The sequence below is a fragment of the Plantactinospora sp. CNZ321 genome (assembly GCF_004217235.1).
This window is the reverse complement of record NZ_SHKQ01000001.1, coordinates 4292315-4307756: the sequence shown is the minus strand read 5'-3', so window position 1 is coordinate 4307756 and position 15442 is coordinate 4292315. Positions and strand designations below refer to the sequence as shown.

15 protein-coding genes and 1 pseudogene are annotated in these 15442 nt (G+C 71.8%); 7 read left to right on the top strand and 9 right to left on the bottom strand.

Annotated features, from left to right (window positions below):
- Positions 1 to 52: 52 nt before the first annotated feature.
- Together ispH and hpnH are read left to right on the top strand one after the other, a co-directional pair.
- The gene (ispH, locus tag EV371_RS34405; protein ID WP_486484953.1) at positions 53 to 1009 is read left to right on the top strand and encodes a 4-hydroxy-3-methylbut-2-enyl diphosphate reductase; all 957 of its coding nucleotides are present in this window, start codon (positions 53 to 55) and stop codon (positions 1007 to 1009) included.
- 76 nt (positions 1010 to 1085) lie between these two features.
- Complete coding sequence (hpnH, locus tag EV371_RS18900) at positions 1086 to 2090, top strand: adenosyl-hopene transferase HpnH (protein ID WP_130463220.1); 1005 nt, start codon at positions 1086 to 1088, stop codon at positions 2088 to 2090.
- A gap of 16 nt (positions 2091 to 2106) precedes the next feature.
- On the opposite strand, the gene EV371_RS18895 is transcribed toward hpnH, so the two are convergent.
- From EV371_RS18895 to EV371_RS18885, 3 genes are all read right to left on the bottom strand, one after another.
- Positions 2107 to 2868: an SDR family NAD(P)-dependent oxidoreductase gene (locus EV371_RS18895; protein ID WP_130463219.1), complete on the bottom strand. Its 762-nt coding sequence runs from the start codon at positions 2866 to 2868 to the stop codon at positions 2107 to 2109.
- Positions 2869 to 2928: 60 nt separating this feature from the next.
- Positions 2929 to 3786 carry a Scr1 family TA system antitoxin-like transcriptional regulator gene (locus EV371_RS18890; RefSeq protein WP_130466041.1) on the bottom strand — a complete coding sequence of 286 codons (858 nt, stop codon included), beginning with the start codon at positions 3784 to 3786 and terminating at the stop codon, positions 2929 to 2931.
- Positions 3787 to 4092: 306 nt separating this feature from the next.
- Entirely contained in the window at positions 4093 to 4332 is a 240-nt protein-coding gene (locus EV371_RS18885) for a DUF397 domain-containing protein (RefSeq protein WP_130463218.1), read from the bottom strand.
- Positions 4333 to 4807: 475 nt separating this feature from the next.
- Between EV371_RS18885 and EV371_RS18880 the strand changes: the two are divergent.
- Together EV371_RS18880 and EV371_RS18875 are read left to right on the top strand one after the other, a co-directional pair.
- Positions 4808 to 5395, top strand: a pseudogene (locus tag EV371_RS18880) (GGDEF domain-containing protein); the annotation flags it as partial.
- A 190-nt stretch (positions 5396 to 5585) separates the two neighbouring features.
- The gene (locus tag EV371_RS18875) at positions 5586 to 5855 is read left to right on the top strand and encodes a hypothetical protein (protein ID WP_130463216.1); all 270 of its coding nucleotides are present in this window, start codon (positions 5586 to 5588) and stop codon (positions 5853 to 5855) included.
- A gap of 137 nt (positions 5856 to 5992) precedes the next feature.
- Here the strand turns inward: EV371_RS18875 and EV371_RS18870 are convergent, their stop codons facing one another.
- The 4 genes from EV371_RS18870 to EV371_RS18855 all read right to left on the bottom strand — a co-directional run bounded on the left by EV371_RS18870 (position 5993) and on the right by EV371_RS18855 (position 9793).
- The gene (locus EV371_RS18870) at positions 5993 to 6409 is read right to left on the bottom strand and encodes a hypothetical protein (protein ID WP_130463215.1); all 417 of its coding nucleotides are present in this window, start codon (positions 6407 to 6409) and stop codon (positions 5993 to 5995) included.
- 221 nt (positions 6410 to 6630) lie between these two features.
- Entirely contained in the window at positions 6631 to 7533 is a 903-nt protein-coding gene (locus tag EV371_RS18865) for a carbohydrate ABC transporter permease (protein WP_130463214.1), read from the bottom strand.
- Positions 7530 to 8507, bottom strand: coding sequence for a carbohydrate ABC transporter permease (locus EV371_RS18860; RefSeq protein ID WP_130463213.1), 978 nt, complete (start codon positions 8505 to 8507; stop codon positions 7530 to 7532). The genes EV371_RS18865 and EV371_RS18860 overlap by 4 nt, the downstream gene beginning before the upstream one ends.
- A 23-nt stretch (positions 8508 to 8530) precedes the next feature.
- Positions 8531 to 9793 carry an ABC transporter substrate-binding protein gene (locus tag EV371_RS18855; protein ID WP_165436731.1) on the bottom strand — a complete coding sequence of 421 codons (1263 nt, stop codon included), beginning with the start codon at positions 9791 to 9793 and terminating at the stop codon, positions 8531 to 8533.
- 319 nt (positions 9794 to 10112) lie between these two features.
- On the opposite strand from EV371_RS18855, the gene EV371_RS18850 reads away from it, so the two are divergent.
- Together EV371_RS18850 and EV371_RS18845 are read left to right on the top strand one after the other, a co-directional pair.
- The gene (locus tag EV371_RS18850) at positions 10113 to 11117 is read left to right on the top strand and encodes a hypothetical protein (protein ID WP_130463211.1); all 1005 of its coding nucleotides are present in this window, start codon (positions 10113 to 10115) and stop codon (positions 11115 to 11117) included.
- Between the two features lie 5 nt (positions 11118 to 11122).
- Complete coding sequence (locus EV371_RS18845) at positions 11123 to 12700, top strand: asparagine synthase-related protein (protein ID WP_130463210.1); 1578 nt, start codon at positions 11123 to 11125, stop codon at positions 12698 to 12700.
- Between the two features lie 69 nt (positions 12701 to 12769).
- Here EV371_RS18845 and EV371_RS18840 read toward each other — a convergent pair whose 3' ends face one another.
- Complete coding sequence (locus tag EV371_RS18840) at positions 12770 to 13969, bottom strand: aminotransferase-like domain-containing protein (protein WP_130463209.1); 1200 nt, start codon at positions 13967 to 13969, stop codon at positions 12770 to 12772.
- 140 nt (positions 13970 to 14109) lie between these two features.
- The gene (locus EV371_RS33450; protein WP_165436560.1) at positions 14110 to 14382 is read right to left on the bottom strand and encodes a hypothetical protein; all 273 of its coding nucleotides are present in this window, start codon (positions 14380 to 14382) and stop codon (positions 14110 to 14112) included.
- Positions 14383 to 14694: 312 nt separating this feature from the next.
- Between EV371_RS33450 and EV371_RS18830 the strand changes: the two genes are divergently transcribed.
- Positions 14695 to 15300 (top strand): hypothetical protein, encoded by a 606-nt coding sequence (locus EV371_RS18830; protein WP_165436559.1) that lies wholly within the window; start codon positions 14695 to 14697, stop codon positions 15298 to 15300.
- Positions 15301 to 15442 lie beyond the last annotated feature (142 nt).

Below are 15442 nucleotides of genomic sequence, written 5' to 3'. Positions count from 1 at the left end.
GCTGCGCCGGGTGGTGGCGGCGCTGCGGGTGCTGCCGCGGCTCGGCCCGGCCCTGTCGGAGTGGGCGGCGGCGACCACGGCCCGGCAGGTGGTGTTGGCCGCGCCCCGGTCGTTCTGCGCCGGGGTGGAGCGGGCGATCAGCGTGGTGGAGCAGGCACTGGACCGGCACGGCCCGCCGGTCTACGTCCGCAAGCAGATCGTGCACAACCTGCACGTCATCGCCGACCTGCAACGCCGCGGCGCGGTCTTTGTCGACGAGCTGACCGAGATCCCGGACGGAGCGACGACGGTCTTCTCCGCGCACGGGGTGGCACCGGCCGTCCGGCAGGCCGCCGCCGACCGGGGACTGCCGGTGATCGACGCGACCTGTCCACTGGTGACCAAGGTGCACAGCGAGGCACGCCGGTTCGCCGGGCGGGGCAACACGGTGCTGCTGATCGGGCACGCCGGGCACGAGGAGACCGAGGGCACCCTCGGCGAGGCGCCCGGCCGGATCACCCTGGTGGAGTCGGTCGGTGACGCCGAGCGGATCGAGGTCGCCGACCCGGACCGGGTGTCGTACCTGGTGCAGACCACCCTGGCCGTGGACGAGGTGGCCGGGGTCCTCGACGTACTCCGGCGGCGGTTCCCCGCGCTGACCGGACCGGCCTCGGACGACATCTGCTACGCCACCACCAACCGGCAGGCGGCGCTGCGCGAGGTGGCCGCCGTCGCCGACGTGGTGCTGGTGCTCGGCTCGGCCAACTCGTCGAACTCCCGGCGCCTGGTCGAGGTGACCGAGCGCGGCGGCACTCCGGCGTACCTGGTCGACGACGTCGAGCAGGTCGACCTGCGCTGGCTCGCCGGTGCACGGACGATCGGCGTGACCGCCGGTGCGTCGGCGCCGCCCTGGCTGGTCGACCAGACGGTGGCGGCACTGGTCGGACTCGGCGCCGACGCGGTACGGGAGCACACCACTCAAACCGAGGATGTGCACTTCACCCTTCCCAAGGAGATTCGAACGCCATGACGGGGACCAGTTCGCGCAGTGCCGCGTGGGACCGCCGCGCGCCGATCGACCGGCCGACCGGAACGGGGTGCTGACCATGGGAATGCCACTACGCCAGAGCCTGCGGGTCGGCCGCTACCTGATGGGGCAGAAACTGCGCCGGAGGACGCACTTTCCGCTGCTGGTCGAGTTGGAGCCGCTCTTCGCCTGCAACCTCGCATGTGCCGGCTGCGGAAAGATCCAGCATCCGGCGGACGTGTTGAAACGACGGATGCCGGTGGAGCAGGCGCTGGCCGCGATCGAGGAGTGCGGGGCGCCGATGGTCTCCATCGCCGGCGGCGAGCCGCTGATGCACCCGGAGATCGACCGGCTGGTCGACGAACTCGTCAAGCGCCGCAAGTACGTCTTCCTCTGCACCAACGCCGCGCTGCTGCGCAAGAAGCTGCACAAGTTCACTCCGTCCCGGTACTTCTCGTTCGCCGTGCACATCGACGGGCTGCGGGAGCGGCACGACGCCTCGGTCTGCAAGGAGGGGGTCTTCGACGAGGCGGTCGAGGCGGTGAAGGAGGCGAAGCGGCGCGGCTTCCGGGTCACCAGCAACACGACCTTCTTCTCCACCGACACCCCGCAGACCGTGATCGAGGTGCTCGACTACCTCAACGACGACCTGGGCGTCGACCAGATGATGCTCTCCCCGGCGTACGCCTACGACAAGGCGCCGGACCAGGAGCACTTCCTCGGCGTCGCGGAGACCCGGGCGATGTTCAGGAAGGCGTTCGCCGAGGGGCGCCGGAGGAAGTGGCGGCTGAACCACTCGCCGCTCTTCCTGGACTTCCTGGAGGGAAAGGTCGACTTCTCCTGTACCGCCTGGGCCATCCCGTCGTACTCGCTCTTCGGCTGGCAGCGCCCGTGCTACCTGCTCGGCGACGGCTACGTGCAGACGTACCAGGAGCTGATCGAGACCACCGACTGGTCGGCGTACGGCCGGGGGCGGGACGCCCGCTGCGCCAACTGCATGGCGCACTGCGGGTACGAGCCGACGGCGGTGCTCGCCACCATGTCCTCGCTGCGCGAGTCGATCCGGGCGGTTCGGGCCAACTGAGGTGCAGGGAATGGGCTCAGCCGAACCGGTCGGCGAGGCGTCGGTAGGTGGCCGGCAGGGTGGCCCGGACCGCGATCGGCAGCACCATCCAGCGCGGCAGGCAGACCTCGTGCCGGCCGGTGAGCATGGCGGTGAGCAGGGCGTCGGCGGCCCGCTCCGCCGGCACGGGCCGGGGGTGACGGCGTGGGTACGGCCGGCCCCGGCGGGCGAAGAACGGGGTGTCCACCACGGCGGGGACGAGTTCGGTGACCACGATGCCCCGGCCGGTCGTCTCCTTGCGGAGGCTGTCGGCGAATACGCTCAGCCCGGCCTTGGTACCGGCGTAGACCGCCTCCTCCCGTACGCCGAGCCGCCCGGCGATGGAGCCGACGAAGCCGAGCCGGCCGCTGCCCCGGGCCAGCATCCCGGGGAGCACCGCCCGGACGAGCAGCATCGGGGCGGTCAGGTTCGCCGCCACCAGCGCGTGGATCTCGGCGTCGGTCATCCCGGTGAGTGGCCCGGCGAAGCCCTGGCCGGCGTTGTTGACCAGGACGTCGACCCGGCCGGCGCTGTCGAGTACCCGGGCGGCGAGTTCCGCGGTGTGGTCGGGGTCGGTGAGGTCGCACGGGATCGCCGTACCGCCGGACTCGGCGGCGACCGCCGCGAGCCGTTCCGGGTCGCGGCCGCTGAGGAACACCCGTGCGCCGGCACCGGCCAGCCGTCGGGCCGCTGCGGCGCCGATCCCGGAGGATGCGCCGGTGACCAGGGCGACGGCGCCAGCCAGGCGGCGGGAGGTCATACCGGTAGTGTGGCCCATCCGCGGCCGGCGGACCGGACGGAGCGCCGAATGCGTTGCGGCTCAGGAGGCGAGGTCGGCGAGGATGGCGCGGAGGAACGCCGGGGTCTCGGTCGGCGGGACGGCTTCGACGCAGAGCCGTTCCATCGCCGCGGCGTAGTAGTCCACGTCGTCGCGCTTGTCGAGGTAGAGCGCGCTGGTGAGCTGTTCCATGTAGACGACGTCCGGCAGTTCCTGGTCGGGGAAGCGGAGCAGGCTGAACGCGCCCCCGGCGGCGGCGTGCCCGCCGGCCCGGAACGGGATCACCTGGACCGTGACGTTGGGCAGCCTGCCGGCCTCGATGAGGTGCTCGATCTGGCCGCGCATCACACCGGCCCCGCCGATCGGCCGGCGCAGGGCCGCCTCGTCCACCACGGCCCACAGTTGCGGCGCACCGGGCCGGGTCAACACCTTCTGCCGGTCCATCCGGAGCTCGACCCGACGCTCGATCTCGTCGGGCGGTGCCCCGTCGTGGGCGAGCAGCACGACGGCCCGGGCGTAGTCCCGGGTCTGCAACAGCCCGGGGATGTACTGCACCTCGTACGCCCGGATCAGCGCCGCCGCCGCCTCCAGCCCGAGGTAGGACTGGAACCAGTTCGGCAGTACGTCGCCGTACCGGTGCCACCATCCGGGGTTGTTGGCCTGGCGGGCCAGGGCCAACAGCGCGGACCGTTCGTCCTCGTCGGTCACCTGGTAGAGAGTCAGCAGATCGGCTACGTCACGTTCCTTGAATCCCACCCGGCCCAGCTCCATCCGGCTGATCTTGGACCCGGACGACCTGATCTCCCAGCCCGCGTCGTCGCGGCTGACGCCCCTGGCCTCCCGCAGTTTGCGCAACTGGCTTCCGAGCAGGATCCGCAGCACGGTGGGGCCGCCCGCCATTCCGGGGTCGGCGGCTCCGCCCGCGAAGACCGGTCCACCGTCGACGGCCGATCCACCGTCGGCGACCTCGCCGTCGGGGACCGAACCACGGCCGGATGGAGCCATCGTCACGTGTCGCCTCCACACATGCTCGACGCAGCCCGCCGGGGGCTGGGCAAATCCGTCGGTAAGCATGCCATGCCCTGACGGTGAGGAGGGTAGACCCAACGCGCTAATTTTCGCGACTCTCGGCCAGTCGCCGGTCGCGGAGACGTGTCGGGGTGGTGGCGAACGGTGTTGGCGTACCGGCGCCGGAGGCGCCGCTGTTCAGCCGATGAGGTTGTCGAAGTCCCCGTCGCGGGCACCGAGGATGAAGGCGGTGATCTCGTCGACCGTGTAGATCAGTGCCGGCCCGTCGGGGTCACGGGAGTTGCGGACCGCGATACCGGCGCCGCCGGGCAACTCGGCCATCTCGACGCAGTTCCCGCTGGGGTTGCTGCGGCGGCTCTTCTGCCAGGCGAGGGTCGGCAGCTGGCCGGTGGACATGCCGTTGTACGTCTGAATCATCGCCAGTCTTTCTGGAGGTTCCGGAGGGCTGGGGGCGGTGGGCGTCGCGTAGGCCCGACTGCGTACTTGATTCCTCCCCGTGGACGCGTCCTCAGCCGTGACGGTGCGTGGGACACCGCGTCTGGTCATCTCTGCATGACCATCTGCACGTGCATTCGCTCTTGCGTCTGCACCTGACAGCGAGCATGATAGCGCGGTAAGGGTGTGTCCGTTTGTTCACTTTTCGTGATGGAGGCGGGGGGCCGTTGCCAGCGCAATCGAAGCGTCGGGGACCAGGCAAGATCGCTCGCGTGCCCGCCTGCCTGGGCAGATGGTCGCCAACACATCGCGACGGCACGGTTTCCGCCCGTGCTGGGGTAGGCGAACTTGGATCACGGACAGTCACCGTTTACTCTCCGCTACCAGCCATCGGACAGCGGCCCGGTCCGGCCCACGACCCGTCCCCGAGCCGGGTCTCCTGAAGGGACACGGCACCGTGGATCCCTTCACCGTCGCGGCCGGCGCAGCCGCGGTAGCCGGCCTCGGCACGGCCTGGCGGATGCGCGGACGGATGCGGATGGCCGAGGCGGAGGTGGCCCGGCTCCGCGAGGAGTTGCAGTCGGAACGGCACGCGGCCACCCACGACCCGCTGACCGGGCTGCTCAACCGGCGGGCCTTCTACCAGGTCGGCGCCGCGCTGGTCGCCGATCCCGGCCGGCCGCCGCTGGTCGCGGTGGTCCTGGACCTCGACGACTTCAAGCAGGTCAACGACCGGTTCGGCCATGCCGCCGGTGACCAGGTGCTCATCGCGGTGGCCTGGCGGTTCGCGGCGTACGCCGGCAACAACCTGGTGGCCCGGCTCGGCGGCGACGAGTTCGCCGGCCTGCTCGCCGGCGCCCGTGCCGACGGGCGCTGGCTGCACCAGTCCGCGCGACGGCTCGCGGAGCTGCTCTCCGCACCGATCCAGGTGGCCGAGCGTGACCTGCGGGTCACCGCGTCGATCGGACTGGCTCCGGTGCATGGCTGTACACAGTTGACCGATGCGCTCAACCACGCCGACGCCGCGATGTACCGGGTGAAGACCCAACGGGCCAGACTCGCCCCGGCCGATCTCGACGCAGCCGGTTGCGTCGGTCCGTCCGGGGGGTACGTCCGAGGCCAGGCGCACCTGGGCCTGTCGAGCGGTACGACCGGCGAGGCCACCGGCACGCCGGCCGTGCCCCGTGAACTGATCGAGACGACACCCGGTGCCGAGTCAGGAGGGCAGTGACAAAATGCCAGTACCCAACGTGGATCCGCACCGACGGGACCCGGCGGAGATCGACCCCGCCGCGAGTTACCGGCCGACCGATCCGGTATGGGTCTACCGGTCCGGCACCTGGCGCGCCGGGGTGGTCGAGGCGGCCTCGGCGCTGGCCGCGACGGTCACGTACCGGCCGAACAGCGCCCGGGGCACCGGGGTGGACACCCTCACCGCGCAGTACATGATCCGGCGGCAGGAGCCGGACCCACTGCTGGACGGCGAACCCGCCGGCCGGCGCTAGGACTGCCGCCCCGGTGTTCAACGGGCCCGGACTCCGTCGACTGCTCGGCGGGCGCCGGAACCCGCCCCGTCGACTGCTCAGCGAGCGCGGGGACCGCCTCGAGTGCTCAGCGGGCGCCGGAACCTGCCCGTCGGTGCTCAGCGGGTGCGGGTGCGGGAGCGGCGGCCCGCGTAGGCGCCGAGCGCCGCGACCGGGCCGGCGCCGAGCGCCGAGCCGAGCGCCACGAGCACCGCACCTATCACCCAGAGCCCGTCGCCGTCCGGGTCCGTCGCGGCGTCGACCGAGAAGGCCACGGTGAGCACCGCCGGTACCACGACGCCGGCCAGCCACGGCCGGCCCCGGCGCCCCGTCTCGAAGACCAGTAAGGCCAGTACCAGCCCGAGACCGAGTACCTGCCACGCCGAGTACGGACCGGTCTGCGCCCCGGTCACCGGGTCGGTCTCCTTCTGCTGGTCCCAGCCGAGGAACGCCCAGTAGGCCAGTGCGGTGAGGCCGGCGAGCCCGACGATCCAGAGCGGGGTGTGCCGGCGGTGGCCCGGCTGCCGTCCGGTCATCAGGAGCCGCCCGAGTGATTCCCGGCGGTAGCCGTGTGGAGGGACGGGCGGTCGGTTGTCGGCATGGCATCGGCTCCTCTGGCTGGGTGGAACTGTCGAATCCGGCTCGGATGCTTGCGAGCAGACCTCCCCGGCTGCCAACCGTGGGAGGTGCTGAACCCGACTCTCCACCACCGACGTCTGGCGCGATCCGAGTACCCCTACTCAGTCCGTGCGCTCGCTCACCCCTTCAGTCCGGAGGTGGCGACGCCCTGCACCAGGAACCGCTGGAAGAACAGGAAGAACGCGATGACCGGCACCAGGGCCAGCATCGACATCGCCATCAGCGCACCGTAGTCGGAGATGGTGGTCTGGTCGATGTAGAGCTGCAATGCCAGCGGCAGCGGGTACTTCTCCGGGGTGCTGAGGTAGATCAGCGGGCCGAAGAAGTCGTTCCAGGTCCAGATGAAGGTGAAGATCGCGGTGGTGACCAGGGCGGGCCGGGACAGCGGCAGTACGATGTGCCAGAACGTGGCCCAGTGTCCGGCGCCGTCGATCCGGGCCGACTCGTCCAGCTCGGCCGGGATGGTCCGCATGAACTGCACCATCAGGAAGACGAAGAACGCCTCACCGGAGAGGAACTTGCCGACCAGCAGCGGCAGGTAGGTGTCGACCAGGCCGAGCCGCTGGAAGACCGCGTACTGCGGAATGATCAGGACGTGGAACGGTAGCAGCAGGGTCGAGATCATCAGCCCGAACATGGTTGCCCGGCCCCGGAAGCGCAGCCGGGCGAAGGCGTAGCCGGCGAGCGCCGACGAGGCGACCGTGCCGACCACCGAGAGCCCGGCGAGCAGCGCCGAGTTTCCGAAGAACCGCAGCACGCCGATTCCGGCCAGCCCGTCGGCGGCCCGCTGGTAGTTTGCCACCGTCGGTTCGTTCGGCAGCAGGTGCAGGCTGCCGAGGATCGACTGGGACGGCTTGAACGAGGCGGCCACCAGCCAGCCGACCGGGTAGAGCAGCACGGCCAGGATCGCCAGCGCGCCGAGGTGCCAGGCCAGGCTGGCCCACCGGCGGCGGGGCGCGGAGCGGCCCGCGACCGCCGTCCGGGGCGGCGTTCCGGTCCGGGGTACCTCGGTGGTGGTCATCGCTGGTCTCCGGCGTAGTGCACCCAGCCCCGGGCGGTCCGGAACAGGAACGCGGTCACCAGGCCGACGCCGAGCAGCAGCATCCAGGCCAGCGCCGAGGCGTAGCCCATCTGGAAGTCGGCGAAGCCCCGGTCGTAGAGGTAGACGGTGTAGAAGAGTGTCGAGCCGGCGGGGCTGCCGTTCCGGCCGCCGATGACGTACGCCGAGGTGAAGATCTGGAACGAGTTGATGGTCTCCAGCAGCAGGTTGAAGAAGAGCACCGGCGAGATCATCGGCAGTGTCACCGACCGGAATCGGCGCCAGCGGCCGGCGCCGTCGACCTGGGCGGCCTCGTAGAGTTCGGCGGGCACCTGCTTCAGCCCGGCCAGGAAGATCACCATCGGCGCGCCGAACTGCCAGACGGCCAGTAGCACCAGCATCAGCAGTGAGAGCTCGGGATTGCCGACCCAGCCGCCGACCTCCGCCCCGACGGCGCGGAGCAGCCGGTCGACCACCGCGTCGTCGCTGAACAGCGCCCGCCAGACGATCGCCACGCTGACGCTGGCCCCGATCAGCGACGGCCCGTAGAACGCCGCCCGGTAGAAGCCCCGGGCGCGGCGACGCTGGTGCAGCAGCAGCGCCACCGCCAGCGCGGCGGCCAGCTTGACCGGTACGGCGATCAGCACGTACCCGCCGGTGACCCGGATCGACTGGAGCCAGCGCTGGTCGCCGAACATCCGCCGGTAGTTCTCCAGCCCGATCCACTCCGGTGCGGTGAAGAGGTTGTAGTCGGTGAAGGAGAGGTAGAGCGAGGCGGCCATCGGTCCGACGGTCAGCAGCAGCATGCCGAGGATCCACGGAGACAGGAACAGGTAGCCGGCGGGTCCGTCGCCCGGTCGCCGGGGCCGCCGCCCCGGTGCGGCGCCGACCCGGCGGGAACGCGGCGCCGGACCGGCCGGTTCGTCGGGGCGTACGGCGCTCTGGCTGGTCGCCATGCGCTGCTGGTGCTCCTTCCGCTTCAGGAACCGAGCTTCTGCCCCGCCTCGGTGAAGAACTCGTCCACCGCCCGGTCGACGGAGATCCGGCCGTAGTGGAGTTCCTCGCTGATCCGGATGAAGGTCGCCTCGACACTGCCGGCGCCCTTCGGCGGCGCCGGGGGAGCCTTGGTCAACTGGTCGGCGATGCTCTTCTCGTAGGCGGCGACCTCGGCCAGCGGACCCTGGAGCTGGGCGGCTGCCCGCTGGGCGTTGGTGGCCGGCAGACCGCGGTTGGCACCGAAGATCCGGCCGACCTCCGGGTCGTTGATCAGGAACGAGATCAGCTCGGCGGCCTCCTCCGGGTGTTCGGTCCGGCTGGCGGCGCTGAGCAGCATCGCCGGTTTCAGGTACTGGCCGAGCTGCCCGGGGTTGTCGGTCGGCACCGGTGCGAGCTTCAACGGGGTCTTGACCTCGGCGGCGTACCGGACGAGGAAGTTGTCCCAGCCGAGTTCGGAGGCGATCAGGTCGTCGACGAAGCCGGAGCGGGGTTTGATCTGCACCGCCTTGTCCACCGGCAGCACCACCCCGGCCTTGATCAGCTCTTGGCCCTCGGTCCAGAACGCGCCGAGCTGCTCCCTGGTGAAGCCGAGCCTGCCGTCCGGGGTGAAGAGCTGCCCGCCCTGCTGGCGGAGCCGCACCTCCAGGTTGTAGATGATGCCGGTGTAGTTGCCGCCGCCGTAGCTGTCGGTGGCCTCGGTGATCTTCGCCATGCCGTTCCGGTAGTCCTGCCAGGTCCAGCCGGCGGCCGGTTCCGGCACTCCGGCCTTGGCGAAGATCGCCGGGTTGTAGTACATGCTCCAGGTGTTGCCGCCCACCGGTACGCCGTACAGGGCGCCGTCGACCTCGCCGGCGCCCTGGAAGCCGGGGAGCACGTCGTCGAGGACGAGATGGTCGCCGGTCTGCTTCTTCAGGTCGAGCAGCACGCCCCGGTCGGCGTACTCGCGCAGATAGGAGAAGTCCATCTGAAGTACGTCCGGGGCGTTGCCGCCGGCCGTCTCGGTGGCCATCTTCTGCCAGTACGCCTCGTACTCCTGGAAGCTCGGTGTGATCTTGATGTCCGGGTTCTTCGACTCGAAGAGCGCGATCGCCTGTTTCATCAAGTCGGCCCGTTCGGCATTGCCCCACCAGGAGTACCGGAGGGTGGCCGGCCCGGACTCGGAGTCGCCGCCGCAGCCGGCGAGCGCTGTGCCGAGACAGGCGAGGGCGACGCTGCCGGCGACGATAGTTCTGAAACGTTTCATCATAGCCGTGAAACCTCCCGGGCCAGTTCGCGCGGCATCGGACGGGGTAAGGGTGAGCCTGAGAAGCCTGCCAGGTACGTTAGGAGACTGATTTACATTCGTCAATGACTGAGTAAAAACGTTCCAAGGCAACGCTCCCGGCACCCCCGTCACCGGTGCGTTGCAGGGGTCGGACGCACCGACAGGGACAACGCCCCGGCGAGGGCACCGGACACGGCGGTAGGGATACTCAGGCAACCCACATTTTTCCGGTTTATCGGGTGTTACGGTCGAAATCGGCAGTGTTGTTCGGGTCACGCCGAAACCTGAAAGAGGGCCGGACATGCCCAGCCAAGAGGTCGCCGGGGAGACCGGATCGCGGATCCGGTCGGCCGGACCGCAGCCGCAGCCGAGCGTGACCGCCGGCCCGAATCAACGTCCCGGCACCGTCACCGCAGCCTCCCTGTCCGAACTGGTCGGTTACCGGGCGGCGGTGGCGGAGTTGGTCGCCGGGGTGACCGGCCAGGCCGGCCGCGACGACCTGCCCAGGCTGGAGCGGACTCTGACGGACCGGATCACCGGCCCTGACTTCCGCGCGGTGCTCGGGGTACTCCCCGGTGGTGCCGCAGAGGCGGCGAGCCGGCTGGTCCGGGAGATCCGGGACTACCGGCCGAACAACCGCGGCGGCGCCGGCAACCTCGCCGGGCTGGTCCGGATCTACCTGCTCTCCCGGATCGACGTCATGTGGTGGGGACACCTGCCCGGCTTCCCGACCGACGCCGACCTGCACGACTCGGCCGAACTGGTCGACCTCGACGCGCTCCGCCGCACCGGCCTGCTCCGGTTCCGCTACCGGCGCCCGGCCGAGCACCCGCTGACCCGGGCAGCCCGGACGGTGCGGCGCCGGGTCCGGCCGCGCTCGGGCGCGCCGGCAGGTCGCGCCGCGCCACCGGCCACCGGTGGTGGACCCCGGACCACCCGGACCCGACCCGAGGTGGTGGCGTTGCTGAACCAGCTCGCCGCGGACCTCGCCCGGCGCCGTCCGGGACCGACCCCGCCGCTCCGGGTGACAAGCCTCGCCCGCAGCCTGGAACACCAGCATCGGCTCCGGGCCCTCGGGTACGCGGCCATGCTGCCCAGCGGGCACTGCCCCGGGTACGCGATGGATCTGGAGATGTCCTGGCTGCGCCGCTTCGACGCGCCCGGCATGGTCGCGGCCCTGCTCCGGGAGCGGCAGGGCTGGGGTGACGTCAACGTGATCGACGAGGGTCAGACCTGGCACGTCTGTGTCAGTCCGCGCGCGGCCAACCGGCTGCGGCGCGACTTCCTGACCGCACTGGGAGGTTGAGCGGAGTGTCCGGCATCGTCCTACTACTCGGCCCCGGCGCCGACCGCCGCACCTTCCACCGGATGATGGCGGAACTCACCCCGCGCGGCGACCTGGTGGAGACCCGGCTCGGCCCCGACCTGCTCGCCGGCGTCCGGCGGCTGCGGATCGTCGATCGGGAGCGCGCGGTACAACCCTGGTGCTCCGCCGACGGCCGGTGGCTGCTCTGCTACAACGGCGAGGTCTACAACCACCGGGAACTCGCCGCCGAACTGCTCCGGCTCGGCCGTCCACTGCGCACCGCCAGCGACACCGAGGTGGTGCTGGAGGCGTTTCTGGCCTGGGGGCCGGAGGCGGTCACCCGGCTGCGCGGCGAGTTCGCCTTCGCCCTCGCCGACACCGCCACCGGGCGGCTCTACCTGGCCCGAGACCCGCTCGGGGTACGGCCGCTCTACTGGTCCCGACACCTGCGCCGGCTGCATGTCGCCTCGGAGATCAAAGCCCTGGTGCCGGTCGGCGCACCGGTCTCCGAACTGCCGCCGGGGCACCATGGCTGGGCCGACGCCGTCAGCGGGCCGGAGCTGGTGCCGTACCTGGACCTGGCCCGGATCGGCGCCGGAGCGCCGCCGGTCCGCGACGCGGCGCAGGCGGCGGACCTGCTCCGGGAGGCGGTCCGGGACAGCGTCCGGGCCCGGGTCGACACCGACCTCACCGTCGGGGTCCTGCTCTCCGGCGGCGTGGCCAGCACCCTCGCCCTGCTGCATGTCCGGCAACTGCACCACGACTGCGTGGCGTTCACCGTCGGCACCCCGGACAGCCCGGACGTGAGGTGTGCCCGTCGCATCGCCGCCGAGGTCGGCGTGCACCACGAGGTGATCGAGATCCAGCCCCGGGAGATCCAGCTCGACGACATCCGGGCGGCCATCCGGAGCTCCGAACTGACCGAGTACGCCGATTTGATCGACGCGGTCGTCTCGGTGCCGCTGTTCCGGCGGGTCCGGGATCTCGGCGTCCGGGTGGTCCTCACCGGTGACGGCGCAGACGACCTCCTCGGCGTGCAACCCGGCTCGGACCGGGTCGGCCCCGAAGCGGCCGGCCGGCTCTTCCGGCACCGGCTGCGCAACCTCTGCCGTACCCGGTTGCAGCGGCTGGACCGGACCAGCTTCGGGCACGGGGTGGAAGCCCGGCTGCCCTTCCTCGACCTGTCGCTGGTCGAGCTGGCGCTGCGGTTGCCGGCCGAGCTGGGCCGGGACGGCGGGCAGCGCTCGCTGCTCCGGCAGGCGCACGCCGACCTGCTGCCCGCGTACGTCCGGGACCGGCCCAGGGAACCGATGGCGTACTCGTCGGGGCTGTACGACGGGGTGCGACCGTACCGGGCGCTCTTCGCCCGCCAGTACCGGGCCTTCGGCTACGAGTTGCTGGAACCGGTACGCCGGGACTTCGACACCGTACTGGTGCGCTGCGGCCACGACCTCGACCGTGCGGTCGCCAGGGGCGCGGCACCGCCGGACGTCTTCGAACACGCCCGTGACCTGGCCGGGATGGCGAGATGGAAGGTCGGCCCGGCCTGGCGTCGGCTGACCGGCTCCGGCCGACAGAACTGAGCCCTCGCCGGCTGGTGCCGCCGCTGGGCGCCCGGCAGCGGTCCCCGCGCAACCGAGAGCGCTCGCCGTTCAGCCCGGCAACGGGGTGGACCGCTCCGACAGTCCGGCGGCCCGGTACGCCCCGGCGAGCCGGCGCACCCCCTCGACCAGCGTCTCCGGGTCGCACATCGAGTACGACAGCCGCAGGTAACTGTGCCCGGCGTCGGCCACGAAGAACTGCCGCCCGGGCACGTACGAGACGCCGGCCGCCTCGGCGTGCGGCAGTAGTTCGGTGCCGCCGTACGGGTGCGGCAGCCGCAGCCAGAGGAACCAGCCACCGTCGGGTACCACGAACTCCGCCTGCGGCAGCTCGGCGCGTACGGCGGCGACCAGCGCGTCGCGCTGCCGGCGGTACCGGACCCGGATCGCCTCGACGTGCCGTCGGTACGCGCCGGACGCCGCGAACTCGGCCAGGGCCAGCGCGGCGGTGTGGTTGACCCCGCCACCACTGTCCACATAGCCTCGCGCGGTCACCGCCGCGACCAGCGACGGGGCTGCGGTGAGCCAGCCGAGCCGAAGTCCCGGCGCGACGCTCTTGGCGAACGATCCGATCCGGACCACCGTCCCCGGCTCGGCACCGCTGAACAGCGAGGCCGGCGCCGGGGCCGGGTAGGCGAGTTCCCGGTAGGTGTCGTCCTCCACCACGGGTACGCCGCTGCGGGCGGCCACGGCCAGCAGGGCGGAGCGGCGCTCGTTCGGCAGCGACCGTCCGGTCGGATTGTTGAACGTCGGCACCAGGTAGAGCATCGCCACCCGCCGGCCCCGTCGGATGATCGCTCGGATCAGCTCGGCGGTGGCGGTGGGGTCGAGTCCGTCCTCGTCCGCGGGAGCGGGCACCATCTCGACCCGGTGGTCGGCGACGATCCGCAGCGCCAGGTGGTAGGTGGGGGAGTCGACCAGAACGACGTCGCCGGGCCGGCAGAGCAGTGCGGCGACGAGGTCGAGGGCGTGCGACGCGCCCCCGGTGACGAAGACCTGAGCGGGCTCGGGCGGCCCGGCGTCCACCTCGGCCAACCGTTCGCACAGCCACTCGATCAGTGGACCGGGGCCGGCGGCGTAGCCGTAGGTCAGGGCGGCGGCACCGTACCGGCGCAGCGTGGAGTGGGTGGCCTCGGCCCAGGCGTCCACCGGCAGCGCCGCCGGATGCGGATGGCCCCAACCGAGGTCCACACAGCCGGCCCGGCTGTGGAACTGCACGACGGGCAGTGCGGTGGGGCGGGCGGCGGTCATCCGCTCACGATAGGGCGACCGGGCGGTGCGCTCCGGGTGAGGACGTGAGTGAACCGGTGCCCCTCGGCGCGCCCGCGAGCCGGCGCCGTGCGGCGGGTGCGGCGTGATAGACACTGCGTTACGCTTCCGTACCTGTCCGCCTAGCCGAGGAGTGCCTGCGCGACATGGCCGTGGTCCCAGCAGTCCGGCACGTGCCGGGTCCGGTTCGACCGGCCCCCGGCCGGCGAGCCGTCCGACTGCTGGCCCGGATCGCCCTGCTCAGCGGCGGTGCACTCGCCGGGTACGTCCTCCTTGCCATGCTCGACGGACCGGCCCTCGCCGACGAGCGCGGCGCTCCGCTCCCCGGGCCACGGCCACTCGGCGCGCTCGTCGAGACGGTCGCGCCGAGGCTGCCGGCGCTCCTGGACGATCACGTTCAGTTGACTCGAAAAGAGACACCCGGGACCGTTCGCCCCGCCTCCCGCCCGCAGCGCGTCCGTCCGGAGCCCTCGCGTCCCGAGCGTGTCCGTCCCGAGCGTGCCCGTCCCGAGCGTGTCCGTCCCGAGCGTGTCCGTCCCGAGCGTGTCGGTCCGGACCGGGTCCGTCGCTCGGCCGGCGTCGAAGGCGGCGGGCCCGCGACACGGCCGCAGCGGAGGGATTCGGCCGCCGATCCGGCACGCGACGCTGCCGCCTCCCGGCCTGAGCGCGGCGCACTCCCGGTGGTGGTGGCCGGGGGAGTGTCGCTGGTGAATCCTCCGCTCTCGCAGGTGGTGGCCGGGGTGCCCGTCATGGTGGGGGTGCTGCCGGATGTGGCGGCGGGCGTGCAACGGGTGGCCGAACGGTTGGTGGTCGGGAGCGTACCGGAGATCGTCGGCAGGGTACCCATGGTCGTCCGCCAGGTTTCGCACGGCGATTACCCCGGGTCCCTGGCGCCACGGATCCTGATGCACCAACCGGTCCGACCGCCTCCCGCGTACCCCGTCACGGCGCTGCCGGTCCCGGCAGAGCGGACGACGCCGGTCCCGATTCTCGCCGAGCCGCCAGGGCCGGCCGCGCCGCTGTGGCAGTTGCTCCACCACGGTGCCGGCAACGCGGCCGGAGCGAGCCGTACGTCCGGGCCACGTGCCGTCGCCCGGAGCCTCAACTCCGGGTCTCCCTCCACTCCGCATCCACCTTTCGACAACGGCGCCGGCACCCAGCAGGCCGGCCCCGTCTCGTTCACCGGTGGACCGGCCGCCGCGTTGCCGGCCACCGTCGGCTGGCAGCCGTCCGCGCGATCTCTCTCGGTGCTCGCCTACGGCGACGCCCGTCCCACCGGTCGGTCGCCGGGCGTACCGGCGCTGCCTGGCTGATCGCTCCGGCGGCCGTATTCCGGTCGCTCTCCCATTCCCGCCCTGGCCGCCTCCGATCCTGAGGCGGCTGGCGGCAGCCACCGTCGGTGCATCCGGCACCGCCGTACCCGTTCGAACTGGCGGGCCCGACCGACGGCGCCGT

Coding starts and splice junctions, on each gene's coding strand:
- hpnH (WP_130463220.1), top strand. CDS start 1,086: ATGGGAATGCCACTACGCCAGAGCCTGCGGGTCGGCCGCTACCTGATG.
- EV371_RS18895 (WP_130463219.1), bottom strand. CDS start 2,868: ATGACCTCCCGCCGCCTGGCTGGCGCCGTCGCCCTGGTCACCGGCGCA.
- EV371_RS18890 (WP_130466041.1), bottom strand. CDS start 3,786: ATGGCGGGCGGCCCCACCGTGCTGCGGATCCTGCTCGGAAGCCAGTTG.
- EV371_RS18885 (WP_130463218.1), bottom strand. CDS start 4,332: ATGATTCAGACGTACAACGGCATGTCCACCGGCCAGCTGCCGACCCTC.
- EV371_RS18875 (WP_130463216.1), top strand. CDS start 5,586: ATGCCAGTACCCAACGTGGATCCGCACCGACGGGACCCGGCGGAGATC.
- EV371_RS18870 (WP_130463215.1), bottom strand. CDS start 6,409: ATGACCGGACGGCAGCCGGGCCACCGCCGGCACACCCCGCTCTGGATC.
- EV371_RS18865 (WP_130463214.1), bottom strand. CDS start 7,533: ATGACCACCACCGAGGTACCCCGGACCGGAACGCCGCCCCGGACGGCG.
- EV371_RS18860 (WP_130463213.1), bottom strand. CDS start 8,507: ATGGCGACCAGCCAGAGCGCCGTACGCCCCGACGAACCGGCCGGTCCG.
- EV371_RS18855 (WP_165436731.1), bottom strand. CDS start 9,793: ATGATGAAACGTTTCAGAACTATCGTCGCCGGCAGCGTCGCCCTCGCC.
- EV371_RS18850 (WP_130463211.1), top strand. CDS start 10,113: ATGCCCAGCCAAGAGGTCGCCGGGGAGACCGGATCGCGGATCCGGTCG.
- EV371_RS18840 (WP_130463209.1), bottom strand. CDS start 13,969: ATGACCGCCGCCCGCCCCACCGCACTGCCCGTCGTGCAGTTCCACAGC.